The organism is Methyloceanibacter sp., assembly GCF_049590335.1.
In the GTDB taxonomy this organism is placed as follows: Bacteria; Pseudomonadota; Alphaproteobacteria; order Rhizobiales; family Methyloligellaceae; genus Methyloceanibacter.
In genome coordinates this window covers 1-13,824 of record NZ_JBAWCQ010000069.1, presented here as the reverse complement: position 1 = coordinate 13,824, position 13,824 = coordinate 1, and the positions used below count along the sequence as shown (strand labels likewise).

Here is a 13,824-nt window from a genome sequence, read left to right as displayed (position 1 = left end):
CCGCTTCGATCCCGTCGCGTTGGCCGAACGCAAGCTGTCGCTGACCGACGTGCGGCGGGCGGTGGCTGCGCGCAACCGCGACACGTCGGGCGGCGAGATCGAGAGCGGCAAGCGGCGCTATCTGCTGCGCACCATCGGGCGCTTCGACGATCCCGAGGACCTCAAAGAGCTCATCATCGATCGGCGCGGCGACAACATCATCCGGCTCAAGGACGTGGCCGATGTGCGGCTCGGCCATTTCGAGATATATACCCGCGCCTATGTGAACGATCGACCCATCATCTTCCTGTCGATCCGCCGCGAGGCCGGTTCAAACGTCATCGCCATCAAGGAGGCGGTGATGAAGGAAGTCGAGAAGATCAACCGCGACATCCTCGTTCCCGCCGGCATGGAACTGGATCTGACCGCCGACGACGTCACCTATGTGCAGGCCTCGATCCGCAATGTGTGGACCAATCTTTCCATCGGCGCGGTGCTGGCAACGCTGGTGATGTTTCTGTTCCTGCGCTCGGTCAAGGCAACCGTGATCGGCATTCTCGGAATCCCGATCTGTACCATCGCGGCCTTTATCGGGCTGCTCTTGGCGGGGCGGACCATCAATGTGATTTCGCTCGCCGGCGTTGCATTTGCGATCGGCATGACACTCGACAACACTATTGTCGTGCTTGAGAGCATCGATCTCGAACGACGGCGCGGCCTAGGGCGCCTCAAAGGCGCTATCGAGGGCGTCCGCAAGGTCTGGCCGGCCATTCTCGCCTCAACGCTGACGACCGTGCTCGTCTTCGTTCCCATCGTTTTCATTCAGGAAGAGGCGGGACAGCTTTACTCCGATATCGCGATCGCCGTTTCCGCCTCGATTCTCGCTTCCATGATCGTGGCGATCACGGTCGTTCCGACGGCGGCGGCGCATTTCGATCTGACCCCGAAGGACAACAAGGCGGTGGATGCGGCCGACGGCGCCATCGTCCGGGGCGTTGGCTGGCTGGTAGCGACGACGGTGCGGCGGGTCCTCTGCATCCTAGGTGTCGTGGGTGCGAGCGGCGCGATTATTTTGCTGCTGACCCCGCCCGCCGAGTATCTGCCGGAGGGCGAAGAGCCCAAGATGTTCGCCCGCCTTAATGCACCGCCCGGCTACAATCTCAAGACCATGGAGAAGATCGGAGAGGACCTGCAGACCTGGCTGATGCCCTTCGTCAAGGACGACCCGGAGCGTTTCCATCGCGGCGAGACGGACGTCCCGGCGATCAAATACTTCTTCCTGATGGTGGAGGCGGACGGCCTTCGCATCATCGCCGAGACCATCGATCCAGGCGACATCACCAAGCTTATGACGGCGGTGACCGAGAAGTACCGGACTTATCCCGGCATGCGGGCCTTTGTCTCGCGCGGTTCGATTATCACCAGCAATGACGGCGGCACGCGGAGCGTGAGCCTCGATATTGCCGGACCGAGCTTGGAGGAAGTCTACGCGGTCGCCGCAACAGCCTATGGCCGCGCGGGCGAAATTTTCGACAATCCGCGCATCCAGGCCGACCCATCCACCCTTACCTTATCCCAGCCCTTGATCGAGGTTCGCCCAAAATGGGACCGGGCCGCGGAACTCGGTATGACGTCCGACGATGTGGGATTCACCGTGGCGGCGCTGACCGACGGTGCCTATGTGGGCGAGTTTTTCCGGGGCGACGAGAAGATCGACATCTATTTCTATAGCAAGGACGCGCTTCGCACCTCGCTCGACACCCTACCGCAAATGCCGGTCTACACGCCGCAAGGTGCGATCGTGCCGCTATCCTCGGTGGCCGACATCAAGGAGACCGTGGACACCAACACGATCCGCCGTATCGACGGACGGCGGACAGTGACGCTGAACATCATTCCGCCGGACGGCATCGCGCTCGAGACTGGCGTTGAGATTGTCCGGGCCCAGCTCGTCGATCACATGAAGCGGTCCGGGGAAGTGCCCTTCGAGGTGAGCATGACCATTTCGGGGGCATCCGATCAGCTCGACGCCACGCGCGATGCGCTTGCCGGCAATTATCTCGTGGCGATCGTGATCATCTATCTGCTGCTGGTCGCCATCTTCACCCATTGGGGCTACCCGCTTCTGATCATGACAACGATCCCGCTCGGTGTTGCCGGCGGTCTCGTGGGGCTCGCGATGATGAACTTGGTCGGCACATTCATGCCGCGCTTCGGGCTCGACCCGCTCGTCCAGCCCTTCGATATGATCACCATGCTCGGCTTCCTCATTCTAATGGGCACCGTGGTGAACAACCCGATCCTGATCGTGGACAGGGCACTCTCCAATCTGCGTGAGGCGGGGCTCGATGCCAAAGAGGCGGTGATGGAGGCCGTCTCCTCGCGGCTGCGCCCCATTGCCATGTCGACGGTCACCACGATCTGCGGCCTTGCCCCGCTCGTGTTCATTCCAGGCGCGGGCACCGAGCTTTATCGCGGTGTGGGCGCGATCGTCCTGTTCGGCATTCTGGGCACGGCGATGGTGACGCTAACCTTCCTGCCGGCGCTGTCGATCTTCGTGTTCCAGCTTGCGGGCTACGGCAAGAAATCGGACGCGGGTGCGTCCTCGCCTGCGCCCTCGCCTGCGCCCTCGCCGGCCGCGGGAGAATAAGAGACATCAGGAGCGGCAGTTGTGATTGCAGGGTCGGCACTGCAACAGAGACTCGATCAACCCTCTGCGGTGTTCAACTTGTCCCACGGTGCATAGAGATGTTGACGCGTCGGCTGCTGTCGTCGTGCATGCCGATGGGTATGACTAGGTCGGGCTCGCACTCTGACCGCCGGTCGCCGCCAGACTTTTCCAGAAAAAGAGCTCTAAACAAGACAAAGGCTTACCGGTGTAATACACCGGTGTAGCAGGAAGCGAGTTAGGCCAATGGCAACGCGCGCGAATGACGTGCTGACATCAGAAGGCGACCTAGCCATGTCCGCTTTATACCCGAAAGCAGACATCGCCCGCCTCTGCATTGAGGTCTGCTAAGTGCCATAAGCGGACATCAGGCGAGGGATCGACCTTAGCCGCACTTGCCAACCTATCATTCTCGCCATTATCAGAGTATTCTCAATGGCCTAGTCGCGGCACGCTCGCGACTGGCAACCGAAACGGCGTTACGCCTCGGGTGACCCCGCGGCACTTCGAACAGTCAGTTCGCGGGTGCGGAGACAATCAACCCAGACCACATCCGAAACCCGTTAAGGTGTTGCAGTGATGCGCCGAGCGCACCTCAACGCAAACTGGGGCGTTGATTGATGTGGGGAGCACTCGTTCGTAGTCTAACTTAGATTTTGGGAAGGCAAAAAATGTCTTGGCAGTTCACCATCGGACTTCGATTCAATAAAAAGGCGGATCGAGTTGTCGTTGACGCTGAAGATGCGCTCATTGCAGCACTGAAGGTCAAAGCTGAGAGACCCGAGGCCACCATCATGTATGTGCGCCGGTCGAACCGGCGCGGCGACACACGTCACCCTGCTCACACCCTAACTGAACCCCATTAGCATGATGCAGATCAGATTTCGCGCCGCAGATCACCCGGTAGGCGTGCAGTTTGGAAGGAGGCGTGATTGACCTACATCGTCAATGAGAGTTGCATCAAATGTAAGTACATGGACTGCGTCGAGGTTTGTCCAGTTGACTGCTTTTACGAGGGTGAGAACATGCTTGTCATCCACCCCGACGAATGCATCGACTGCGGTGTTTGTGAGCCGGAATGTCCAGTCGATGCGATAAAGCCTGACACTGAACCGGGACTCGAAAAGTGGCTTGAGATCAATAGTCAGTACGCGGAGGTCTGGCCGAACATCACCCAAAAACGTGAGCCGCCTGCAGATGCTAAAGACTGGGAAGGCAAGCCTGATAAAGCAGAGCTTCTTTCACCGAACCCTGGTGTTGGTGATTGATATCATGACAGCACGATGGCCAATGTCCGAATGTCTTCTTTGGGTCATTGACAGACATGTGAGCCATCCCCGCCGATGTCCGCTTTGGGTCTACTTCCGGACATTGCGGCGGTGCGCCGGGACTGCGGACTGATCTATGCTGAAGGCATGTGCGGACGCATCAGCCAAAGCTCGAGCCCCTTGCATCTCACCATTGTTGACGGCCTCAACGTCAGCGGCAGCAGAATGGACAACGTGCCGCCCCGCTATAACGCGGCACCAAGCCAGGAGCTTCTTGTCATCCGCGACAACCACGAAACCGGCGAGCGTTCCATCGATCTGATCAAGTGGGGCCTCATCCCGTACTGGTGCAAAGACCCCAAGGGTGGGGCCTGTCCATTTGGGGGTGGGGTCAAACGTCCTGCGTACCGTAGCTTGCGGTAGCGCGATAACTGGGAACGGCGAGCCAACTTGCTTCCACAATGCTTCCACGAACGAAGGGCTTGGAAGCAAACAACTTGCGCAATCCGAAGGGAGCCATGGGGCACAGAGGGTTGGGTGGCGCGCCGGAGAGGATTCGAACCCCTGACCCCCAGATTCGTAGTCTGGTGCTCTATCCAGCTGAGCTACCGGCGCAAAAAGCCCAAAAACCGCAAGTGTCTCGCGGTTGGGCGGATCAAGGGCGGGCCATCACCGGCACCCTCAAGACCAGCCTACGTAATACCTTGGGAGATTGATGGCAAGGGCGATGCACCAAACTTGCAGTCAACGCGGCCGACGCTGCATTGGCCAGGGATACGAATCGTGGATTCGCGCCGGCCTGGTCCCTGCCAACGCACAACTCGACATGTTTTTCGGCTATGTTCATACTCATAACAGTCAAGGGAGAAGCACGATGACTCGATATGTCTCAAGATGGGCGGCCATGTTGGCTGCGGCCGCCCTGGCCTTTACGCTCGCAGGCTGCGATGCCCCGTCCGATAGCGGTTCGGGCACCGAAAGCAGCGGCTTTGTCGGCAACTACTCGACCAAGGACACCAAAGGCAATCCAATGTCGGTTGAGCTCGACGAGGAGGGTTCGGCTACAGGCAAACGCGATGGCCAGGATCTGACAGGTTCGTGGAAGGTCGATGGTAGCACCGTCGTCATCACCTGGGCCGATGGCTGGACCACGAAGATCGCCAAGGATGGAGCTGGCTACAGCAAGACGGCCTTCAAGGACGGCAAGGAAGAAGGCAGCAAGGTGCCGGCCGAGAAGACGAAGTAGCGAGCCTAACCAAGACCTCTTGAACAATTAAGCGCGGCGCCGTCGTGCCCGCTCCAATTCCACGACCACGTCGGGGATGGTGATGCGGAAGGTGGCGCCGCCCTCATTGCTAACCAATTCGATCTGGCCGCCATGGGCCATGACGAGTTCGGCCGAGATCGCAAGGCCGAGCCCGGACCCGCCTTTGCGCGCCACGCTCTGAAACGCCTGGAACAGGCGTTTGCGCGCTTGCTCGGGAACGCCGGGCCCTGTATCGGCAACGTCGATGCTCACCACCGCGCCATCTCTGCGCGCAAACACTTGGATCGTCCCGATACAGCCCGGCTCGGCCTCGAAGGCCTGCACCGCATTGCGGCAGAGATTGGCGAGAACCCGGTAGAGCTGATCGCGATCGGCATCGACTTCGAGCCCATCCTCCAGGTTCAGGTCCCAATCGATCTCACCCTCCCGGGGCAGACCGAGCGAGTCGCCAACCTCGGTCACGAGAGGCGCCAGCTCGAATCGTATCCGGTTCGGCGGCGTCTCCTGGGCCTGACCGAAATCCAGCGTTTGTACGCACAGGCGAATGGCCCGGTCGAGCGAGGCAATCAGCTTCGGCACCAGGCGCTGCACGGTCGGGTCTCTGACTTCGGCTAAACGGTCCGACAGAAGCTGCGCGCTCGAAAGCATGTTGCGCAGGTCGTGGCTAATCTTGCTCACCGCGAGACCGAGCGCGGCCAGGCGCGTTTTCTGCGACAGCGTCTGGGAGAGTTCGTTCTGCATCGCGGCCAGCTCGCGCTCCGCCGTGCCGATCTCGTCCCGCCGTTTGGACGGCGCGATAATCCGGCTCGGGTCCTCGGGCTGCTCCGCGAACCGCACCATATTGCGCGTGAGCTGCGTCATGGGCTTCACGAGCAGCCAATCCAGCGCCAGGAAGACCAGCGTTGCGGTGATAATGGAGATCAGGATCGACAAGCCGAGAATGTCGAATCCGTATTTCATCATGGCCGCTTTCAGCGGCCCCTCCTCCATTACGACATCGACTGTCTCGCCGGGATTGAAGCCCGGCTCCCCGACGACGCGGATCACCCGATTGTCCGGGGCGACATAAACCATGAGAGCGTCGCCGATCAGTTCGGCCCAAGAGGCATCGCGCAAATCGTAGGTGTCGACCTCTTCCGGCGTATCCATCTGCACGATGAGTGAGCGCGAGTCCTCATGCTTCACCGAGATCGCCTTGACCCGCGCTCGATCGAGAAGCTCGTCGCGCAGCTTAGCCGGCAGCCGCCCGCCGGGCGCCGCCTCCGCGGCGAGCGACGCGATCTGCGCCGCCTGCAGCCGCTCCATCAGCCATTGACGCCGGAAGTTGGAGACCGAAGGCACAAATACCAAGACCTCCGCCACCATGACGAACAGGATGGTCAGCAACAGCAGTTTCGTGGACAGCCCGGCCACGGTCCGGGAGACCCGCGAGACTGCAAATCCCTTGCGTTCTGTCTGATCGTTCAACGGTGTCGCTCTTTTCTTCAGTCCAACACACCGGGACTCGGGGTGCCGCCTGTCATGATACCCTCAATTGGGGCAATATTCCCTACGTATAGGCCCGCGACACGGCTCACTTCAGGGGCGTCAGCCGAGCTTGCGCAGTAGGCTGATGATCCAGCGCAGCCAGCGATTGTTCAGCAATGGCCGATAGTAGGTGAAGGCCACCCGTTTGGAGATTTCGGAAAAAGTCGGATAGGGCAGAACCAACGAGGTGAGATCGCCGATACGCATCTCCTTGGCGATCGCGACGATCCAAAGCTGTAACAATTCGCCGGCCTCGGGACCGACGATCGTGACACCGAGAACGGTGCCGTCCTTCTTGGTGATGACCTTGATGAAGCCGTCCGTTCGCCGTTCGCATTGGGCCCGGTCATTGTCGGCGAAAGGCCAGCGATAAATCCGGATGCGGCGCGATTTGGCGCGCGCCTCTTCCTCGGTCAAACCGACCTGCGCCAATTCGGGATCGGTATACATCACCCGTGGAATATGCATGGCGCTCACATCGGGCTTCAGCCGGAACAGCGCATTCTTGACCACGATGCTTGCGTGATAGTTCGCGAGGTGGGTGAATTGCTGACCGCCGATGGCATCGCCGATGGCGTAGACTTTCCGGTTGGTCGTCTTGAGCTGCTCGTTGACCTTGATACCGCGATCGGTGTGCGTGATGCCGGCGCGATCCAGACTCAGCGGCTTCAGATTGGGCCGGCGCCCCGTCGCAACGAGGATGTGCGAACCCTTGACGATGACGTTGTCCGTACCTTGGCGAAAATGAACCGCTACACCCTGGACCGAGGGCTCGACCCGCTCGACCCGCGTATTGGGATACATCGCCACGCCCGTCTCCTGCAGGCGCTTGAGGAGGACCCGCGCCGCTTCGGGATCTTCCTTGGTCAGGAACTCGCCCGTGTCGAAGATGGAAACCTCGGCGCCGAGCATGGCATGCGCCTGGCCGAGTTCGAGTCCGATGGGGCCACCGCCCAGCACGATCAGGTGCTGCACCCGCTCTGCGATATCGAAGATGGTTTCGTTGGTGAGATACGGCACTTCGTCGAGACCCGGGATCGCGGGCACGAACGGCGTACCACCCGTGGCGATCACGAACCGGCGCGCCCGCACGAGGACGGAGCCGGCCTCTAGCGTGTCTTTGTCGAGGAAACTTGCTTGCGCCTGGATGACGCGAGCGCCAAGCCCGGTGAAACGTTCGACCGAATCGTTGGGCGCGATATTGGCGATCGCGCGATGGACGTGGTCATGGACGGCGCGATGATCGATCTGGGCTTCGAGAACGTCGATGCCGAAGGTAGAGGCGGTCCGAACCGCATCGGCGCGCTTGGCGGCTGCGAGTAGCGCCTTGGAGGGGACGCAGCCATAGTTCAGGCAATCGCCGCCCATCAGGCCCTTTTCGACCAGCACGACGGAGACGCCCAGCTGGGCGGCGGCCGCAGCCACCGAAAGACCGCCCGAGCCCCCACCTATTACGCAGAGGTCGGGTGTTAGCTCCTCTTCCATTCTTGTCCTTTTCCCCAACGCCGTTCAGGCTGCGTGCGACCTTCAGACCGCCCGGCGCCTTCGCTTCTTCGCCACGACAGGAATGAGCGCCACCACGCCCAGCGCCACGATGGCGACAATAACCTCCGTGGTCAGGAGGGCGCCAGGATCGATCCCGTAGACACAGGAGTCATGACCGCCCTCCCCCACCTTTGCAAGGCAGGATTCGTAGGACGTTTGCTGTGCATCGAACACGCTGTCGAGCCCGTTTCCGGCCAATGCAAAAGCGAACGTTCCGGGGATAATGCCAATGAACGTCGTGGTGACATAGGTCCAGAACGGCACACCCAGCAGCCCTGGGGCGAGATTGACGAGCCAGAACGGAAAGACCGGGATCAGGCGCAGGAACAGGAGATAGCTCAGCGCGTCCTCGCGAAAGCCGTCGGCAAAGCGCTGCAGCCGGGGGCCTGCTTTAGCGATGAGTACGTCCCGCAGCGCACTCCGGGCGACGAGATAGATCGCCGTCGCGCCAATGGTCGCCCCGACGATCGAAAGAACGCCGCCGATCAGCCAGCCGAAAAGAAAGCCACCGGCGATCGTCAGGACCACGCCGCCGGGGATCGAAAGCGCAACAGTTACAGCGTAGAGAGCCGTAAACGCGGCCAGCGCGAGCACATAATGACTTTCGATCATCGTGCGGAGGCTGTCGCGGTTCTGCGCCAGATGCTCCAGCGTGAGATAGCGATGCCAGCCCATGGCCACGATCAGGCTGCCGATGCTCACCAGGAGCAGTAGCGGCCAAAGCCGCTTCAGCCAATTTGCCGCCCCAAGGGTCATATCTTCAATATGCTCCATGCCGACCGGCGCTCCTCCAGAGGAAAATGAATCCTATCTTTCCGGCCCTCTATAGATAGGTCCTACCTAAGGCTTGGGGGAATGGCCTGTCGCGCCCTTGTGATGCGCCGTCAGCGTCTGTGATGGGAAGCGGAGCCCTTCCTTAGCATTCAGAGCCGTCCTCCGGGGCCTGAATCGCCAAAAAGTAGTCCCATTGATTGACTTGGCGGCCCGCCACACCTATAAGCCGCTCCGAACCATTTTTGCCTCCGAGGCCCCGTTCCTATGGTGAACGGCTTGGACGGATGGCAGGAGAAAGTCCGTGAAACGCACTTATCAACCCTCGCGGCTCGTCCGCAAACGGCGCCATGGTTTTCGCGCGCGCATGGCCACCAAAGGTGGACGCAAAGTGATCGCGCGGCGGAGAGCCAAGGGCCGCAAGCGCTTGTCAGCCTAGGCGGGACCAGCCGCCTGACCCCGGTGACGGCCATCGGACGTCTCAAGACCCGGTCTGAGTTTATGTTCGTGAAGGGGGGAAGCCGCTTCGCGACGCCTTCGCTCGTCCTCCAGGCGCGGCGGCGGCCAAACGCTCCGCTCGATCCCGAAATTGCCCGCTTCGGCTTCACCGCGACGAAACGTCTCGGTGGAGCCGTGGTTCGCAATCGTGCGCGGCGGCGTCTCAAGGAAGCCGTACGCTTGACAGCCTCCTCCCGGGCCCGAGAGGGATATGATTATGTGTTGATCGCGCGCGGGGGCGCGGTACAACGGCCCTTCACCGAGGTGATCAAGGACCTTCAACGCGCGCTGATCAAGGTGCACGAGCCCTCCACGGGCCGCCGGCACCGCAAGCCCTCTTCGGCCTAGCGCTCAGAACGCACGAACCAAGCACGACAACAGCCACCGGGCCCAAAGACCACATGGACGAGAACAACCGCAATTTCATCTTGGCGATCGTGCTGTCGATGACCGTGCTTTTCGCATGGCAGTTCTTCTTCGTGCCAAATACGCCGCCCAGTGAACAGCAGCAGGCCACCCAGTCGCAGCAGCCCGGCGAGCAACATGGACCGCCGTCTCCCTCGAGCGCCAGCCAGACCCCTCGCCCCGGTGCCAGCACGGCTCCGCAGCCGGAAGGCTCCCCGACGGGCATGACCCGGGAGGCCGCGCTGGCCGCCTCGCCGCGTATCGCCATCGAAACGCCGAGCGTCCATGGATCGATTTCGCTGAAAGGCGCCCGGATCGACGATCTGACGCTGAAGGACTACCGGGTGACCGTGGATCCCGACAGCGCCCAGGTCATCTTGCTTTCGCCTGCCGGCGCACCCCATGCCTACTATGCCGAGCGTGGGTTCGTGAGCGCAGGCGGCAGCAAGGCGCCGCTCCCCTCGGGCGACACGCTTTGGACCGCCGAGGGCCAGGGAAAACTGACGCCGGACTCGCCGGTGACCCTCACCTACGACAATGGAGAGGGGCTGAAATTTACGCGCACCATCGCCGTCGACGACAAGTACATGTTCACGATCGACGACCAAGTGAGGAACACGAGCGAGGCGGCTGTCTCGATCTATCCCTACGGCCTCATCTCCCGCCACGAGCTGCCCGAGGTGCAGGGGTTCTACATCCTGCATGAGGGGCTGATCGGCGTCTTCGACGACGGCCTCGAGGAGATCAGCTACAGCTCGGCGCTCGAGGACAAGCCCGCCACGTTCAACAGCAAGAACGGCTGGCTCGGCATAACCGACAAATATTGGGCGACGGCGGTCATACCGGCCCGGAACATTCCATTCGAAGTCAAGTTCGCGGGCTCGGAGTCAAACGGCCGTAAGCGCTTCCAGACCGACTATCTGATGGACGCTATGGACGTCGCGCCTGGCGCCACTGAGAACATCTCTGGGCATGTGTTCGCCGGCGCCAAGGAAGTGAACGTGGTGGACGGCTATGCCAGCACCTACGCGATTCCCAAGTTCGACCTTCTGATCGACTGGGGCTGGTTCTACTTCCTCACCAAGCCGCTCTTTTACGCGCTTGACTATTTCTACAGGCTCGTGGGCAATTTCGGCGTGTCGATCCTAATCGTCACCGTGCTGATCAAGCTCGTGCTTTTCCCGCTCGCCAACAAGTCGTATGAGTCGATGAGCCGGATGAAGAAGCTGGCGCCCGAGATGCAGAAGCTCAAGGAGCGCTATCCGGACGATCGCATGCGTCAGCAGCAAGCGATGATGGACCTGTACAAGAGGGAAAAGGTGAACCCGGCTTCGGGCTGTTTGCCGATCCTCGTGCAGATTCCAGTCTTCTTTGCGCTCTACAAGGTCCTGTTCGTCACCATCGAGATGCGGCACGCGCCCTTCTTCGGATGGATCAAGGACCTTTCGGCGCCAGACCCGACCTCGGTTTTCAATCTGTTCGGCCTCATACCCTGGGACCCGCCCACGTTCCTCATGGTGGGTGCTTGGCCGCTCATCATGGGCGCGACCATGTGGTTCCAGATGAAGCTGAACCCGGCCCCGCCCGACCCTGTCCAACAGAAGATCTTCGCCTGGATGCCGGTGGTATTCACCTACATGCTGGCCTCGTTCCCATCGGGTCTCGTGATCTATTGGGCGTGGAACAACTTCCTGTCGGTCGTCCAGCAATCGGTGATCATGTGGCGCCAGGGCGTGGATATTCCGCTTCTCGAGAATCTTGGCTTGAAGCCGTCTCACGAGCCTGCCGACCAGCCCGACGAGGTCAAGTCGGCGCAAGCCACGGCCGAAGAGAAGCGCAGCGCCAAGGCCTCCAGACGTGCCAAGCGGGCCGCCAAGCAGATCGCTGCAGAAACCCCGTCTGACGACGCCGAGGAGCCGGCGCAGGACGGAGCCACCAGCTCGGAGCGTGCGAAGAAGAATGCGGCAACGCGCAAGACCACCACGAAACGCCGGACGCCGCGCAAGAAAGCGGCGAAGAAGAGCACGTCCAAATCCACCGATCAGGAAGCGGACGGGGAACGCCCCACCTAGGCTGCGCGCTTTCTACTTGTTGTCGCCCGCGAAGCCGGGCACTCCATGGCCATGACCGATCCGGAATTCACTGCGGACGACCTTGCCTGGGGGCAGGCCCTGTTCCGCACCCCATGCGACTTCATCCTGGGCGCCGTGGCCGTCGACGGGTTGCCCCAGGACGGGCGGCCCGAGATTGCCTTTGCCGGGCGCTCCAATGTGGGTAAATCGAGCCTTATCAACGCCTTGACGGGACGCAAAACACTCGCGCGCGTGTCCGTGACGCCGGGGCGGACGCGCGAGCTCAACTTCTTCACGCTCGGCGCCAAGGGCCCTGATGGGACGGGCGGGGCCTATCTCGTGGATATGCCGGGATATGGCTACGCTAAAGTCTCTAGATCGGCGGTCAAGGGCTGGACCCAGCTGATCGAGGACTATCTGAGGGGGCGCCGGGAGCTGAAGCGCGTTTTCCTGCTGATCGATGCCCGGCATGGCCTGAAAGCCAACGACCGGGAGACGATGAAGCTCATGGACGAGGCCGCCGTCTCCTATCAGGGCGTCCTCACCAAGTCCGACAAGCCAAAAAAGACCGAACTGGACGCCGTAATAGCCAGGACCCAAGCCGAGCTCGCCAAGCGCCCGGCCGCATTCCCGCAGCTTCTCGTCACCTCGGCCCGCGAGGGGCTCGGAATCCCCGAACTGCGGGCGACGATTGCCGGGCTCATACCGAACGGCGTTGAACCCTAAGCCCTTCCGCCGCTATAAGCGCACCCGTGACACATAAGAAGACCAACCCGCCTTCGGGCCAGGACGCAGCGGCCGTTACCGGGCCGCTGGCGGACGCGCTCGGCTCAGTGCATGCCAAGGCCAACATCCTCTCCGAGGCCCTGCCCTATATGCAGCGCTATGACCGCAAGACGGTCGTCGTGAAGTATGGCGGGCACGCTATGGGCGATCCGGAGCTGGCGCGGGACTTCGCGCGTGATGTGGTGCTTCTGAAACAGGCCGGGGTAAATCCGGTCGTGGTGCATGGCGGCGGGCCGCAGATCGGGCGGCTCCTGGAGCGTCTCAAGATCAAGACCGAGTTCAAGGATGGCCTGCGGGTCACGGACCGGGAGACCGTCGACGTGGTCGAGATGGTCCTCGCGGGCTCCGTGAACAAGGAAATCGTCTCGGCCATCAACAATCAGGGCGGCAAGGCCGTGGGCATTTGCGGCAAGGACGCCAATCTGATGCGAGCCAAGCGGCTCGAGCGGCGCGTGCGCGACCCTCAGTCCAATATCGAGCAGGTTTTGGATCTGGGCTATGTGGGCGAGCCGGGTCTGGTCGAGCCCCACATAATTGATGTCATCATCCAGTCCGACCTGATCCCCGTGGTGGCGCCGATCGGCGTTGGCCCAGAGGGTGAGACCTTGAACATCAACGCCGACACGTTCGCCGCCGCGATCGCCGTGGCCGTCAAGGCCAAGCGCCTGCTGCTGCTCACCGATGTGGACGGCGTTCTGGACAAGGACGGCGCGCTGATCCGCTCCATTACCACGACCGAAGCTCTCGACCTGATCGCGGACGGAACGATTGCCGGCGGCATGATCCCGAAGATTGAGGGCTGCGTGGATGTGATCGCCGAAGGCGTGGAAGCGGTCGTTATTATCAACGGCAAAGTGGCGCACTCGGTGCTGCTCGAGCTCTTTACCGAGCACGGCGCGGGCACGATGATCGAGCGGCGGCGCCCCAGCGGTCATCGTACGAGGCAGCCATGACGCGCGCGGCCGCGAAGACAGCGCAGGGCCACGGCTTCGACCATGTCGAAACCTGGGTGTTCGACCTCGACAACACGCTCTACCC

General features: G+C 61.6%; 12 protein-coding genes and 1 tRNA gene. 9 read left to right on the top strand and 4 right to left on the bottom strand.

All coding sequences use genetic code 11. The features are described from left to right. The 3 genes from WBQ77_RS05245 to WBQ77_RS05235 form a co-directional block, all read left to right on the top strand. Positions 1-2,629, top strand: a 2,629-nt coding sequence (locus tag WBQ77_RS05245; RefSeq protein ID WP_424059243.1) for an efflux RND transporter permease subunit, incomplete at its 5' end; no start/stop codon positions are given. Between the two features lie 950 nt (positions 2,630-3,579). Beyond that, a complete protein-coding gene (fdxA, locus tag WBQ77_RS05240; RefSeq protein ID WP_424042409.1) occupies positions 3,580-3,915 on the top strand; it encodes a ferredoxin FdxA in 336 nt (111 codons plus the stop codon). A gap of 75 nt (positions 3,916-3,990) precedes the next feature. Next, on the top strand, positions 3,991-4,338 hold the full coding sequence (locus WBQ77_RS05235) for an SOS response-associated peptidase family protein (protein WP_424059241.1): 348 nt from the start codon (positions 3,991-3,993) through the stop codon (positions 4,336-4,338). A 115-nt stretch (positions 4,339-4,453) separates the two neighbouring features. On the opposite strand, the gene WBQ77_RS05230 is transcribed toward WBQ77_RS05235, so the two are convergent. After that, positions 4,454-4,530 (bottom strand) — tRNA-Arg (locus WBQ77_RS05230). 289 nt (positions 4,531-4,819) lie between these two features. On the opposite strand from WBQ77_RS05230, the gene WBQ77_RS05225 reads away from it, so the two are divergent. Further along, positions 4,820-5,161 carry a hypothetical protein gene (locus WBQ77_RS05225; protein ID WP_424059239.1) on the top strand — a complete coding sequence of 114 codons (342 nt, stop codon included), beginning with the start codon at positions 4,820-4,822 and terminating at the stop codon, positions 5,159-5,161. Positions 5,162-5,188: 27 nt separating this feature from the next. Here WBQ77_RS05225 and WBQ77_RS05220 read toward each other — a convergent pair whose 3' ends face one another. From WBQ77_RS05220 to WBQ77_RS05210, 3 genes are all read right to left on the bottom strand, one after another. Beyond that, positions 5,189-6,649 (bottom strand): ATP-binding protein, encoded by a 1,461-nt coding sequence (locus WBQ77_RS05220; protein ID WP_424059237.1) that lies wholly within the window; start codon positions 6,647-6,649, stop codon positions 5,189-5,191. A 120-nt stretch (positions 6,650-6,769) separates the two neighbouring features. Continuing rightward, positions 6,770-8,194, bottom strand: a complete 1,425-nt coding sequence (locus WBQ77_RS05215; protein WP_424042413.1) for a dihydrolipoyl dehydrogenase family protein — start codon at positions 8,192-8,194, stop codon at positions 6,770-6,772. A gap of 42 nt (positions 8,195-8,236) precedes the next feature. After that, positions 8,237-9,028, bottom strand: coding sequence for a TVP38/TMEM64 family protein (locus WBQ77_RS05210; protein WP_424059235.1), 792 nt, complete (start codon positions 9,026-9,028; stop codon positions 8,237-8,239). 301 nt (positions 9,029-9,329) lie between these two features. On the opposite strand from WBQ77_RS05210, the gene rpmH reads away from it, so the two are divergent. The 5 genes from rpmH (at position 9,330) to argB (ending at position 13,739) form a co-directional block, all read left to right on the top strand. Further along, positions 9,330-9,464 (top strand): 50S ribosomal protein L34, encoded by a 135-nt coding sequence (rpmH, locus tag WBQ77_RS05205; protein ID WP_083240473.1) that lies wholly within the window; start codon positions 9,330-9,332, stop codon positions 9,462-9,464. Positions 9,465-9,487: 23 nt separating this feature from the next. Next, positions 9,488-9,871, top strand: coding sequence for a ribonuclease P protein component (rnpA, locus tag WBQ77_RS05200; RefSeq protein WP_424042415.1), 384 nt, complete (start codon positions 9,488-9,490; stop codon positions 9,869-9,871). A gap of 53 nt (positions 9,872-9,924) precedes the next feature. Further along, positions 9,925-12,000, top strand: a complete 2,076-nt coding sequence (gene yidC, locus WBQ77_RS05195; protein WP_424059234.1) for a membrane protein insertase YidC — start codon at positions 9,925-9,927, stop codon at positions 11,998-12,000. 45 nt (positions 12,001-12,045) lie between these two features. Next, a complete protein-coding gene (gene yihA / locus WBQ77_RS05190) occupies positions 12,046-12,726 on the top strand; it encodes a ribosome biogenesis GTP-binding protein YihA/YsxC (RefSeq protein ID WP_424059232.1) in 681 nt (226 codons plus the stop codon). Positions 12,727-12,875: 149 nt separating this feature from the next. Continuing rightward, the gene (gene argB, locus WBQ77_RS05185; RefSeq protein ID WP_424059245.1) at positions 12,876-13,739 is read left to right on the top strand and encodes an acetylglutamate kinase; all 864 of its coding nucleotides are present in this window, start codon (positions 12,876-12,878) and stop codon (positions 13,737-13,739) included. Positions 13,740-13,824: the final 85 nt, after the last annotated feature.

What these genes read in the sequence shown, in the direction of transcription:
- argB (WP_424059245.1), top strand. Translation starts at nt 12,876, where the DNA reads ATGCAGCGCTATGACCGCAAGACGGTCGTCGTGAAGTATGGCGGGCAC.
- WBQ77_RS05215 (WP_424042413.1), bottom strand. Translation starts at nt 8,194, where the DNA reads ATGGAAGAGGAGCTAACACCCGACCTCTGCGTAATAGGTGGGGGCTCG.
- WBQ77_RS05235 (WP_424059241.1), top strand. Translation starts at nt 3,991, where the DNA reads ATGTCCGCTTTGGGTCTACTTCCGGACATTGCGGCGGTGCGCCGGGAC.
- WBQ77_RS05225 (WP_424059239.1), top strand. Translation starts at nt 4,820, where the DNA reads ATGTTGGCTGCGGCCGCCCTGGCCTTTACGCTCGCAGGCTGCGATGCC.
- yidC (WP_424059234.1), top strand. Translation starts at nt 9,925, where the DNA reads ATGGACGAGAACAACCGCAATTTCATCTTGGCGATCGTGCTGTCGATG.
- WBQ77_RS05210 (WP_424059235.1), bottom strand. Translation starts at nt 9,028, where the DNA reads ATGGAGCATATTGAAGATATGACCCTTGGGGCGGCAAATTGGCTGAAG.
- yihA (WP_424059232.1), top strand. Translation starts at nt 12,046, where the DNA reads ATGGCCATGACCGATCCGGAATTCACTGCGGACGACCTTGCCTGGGGG.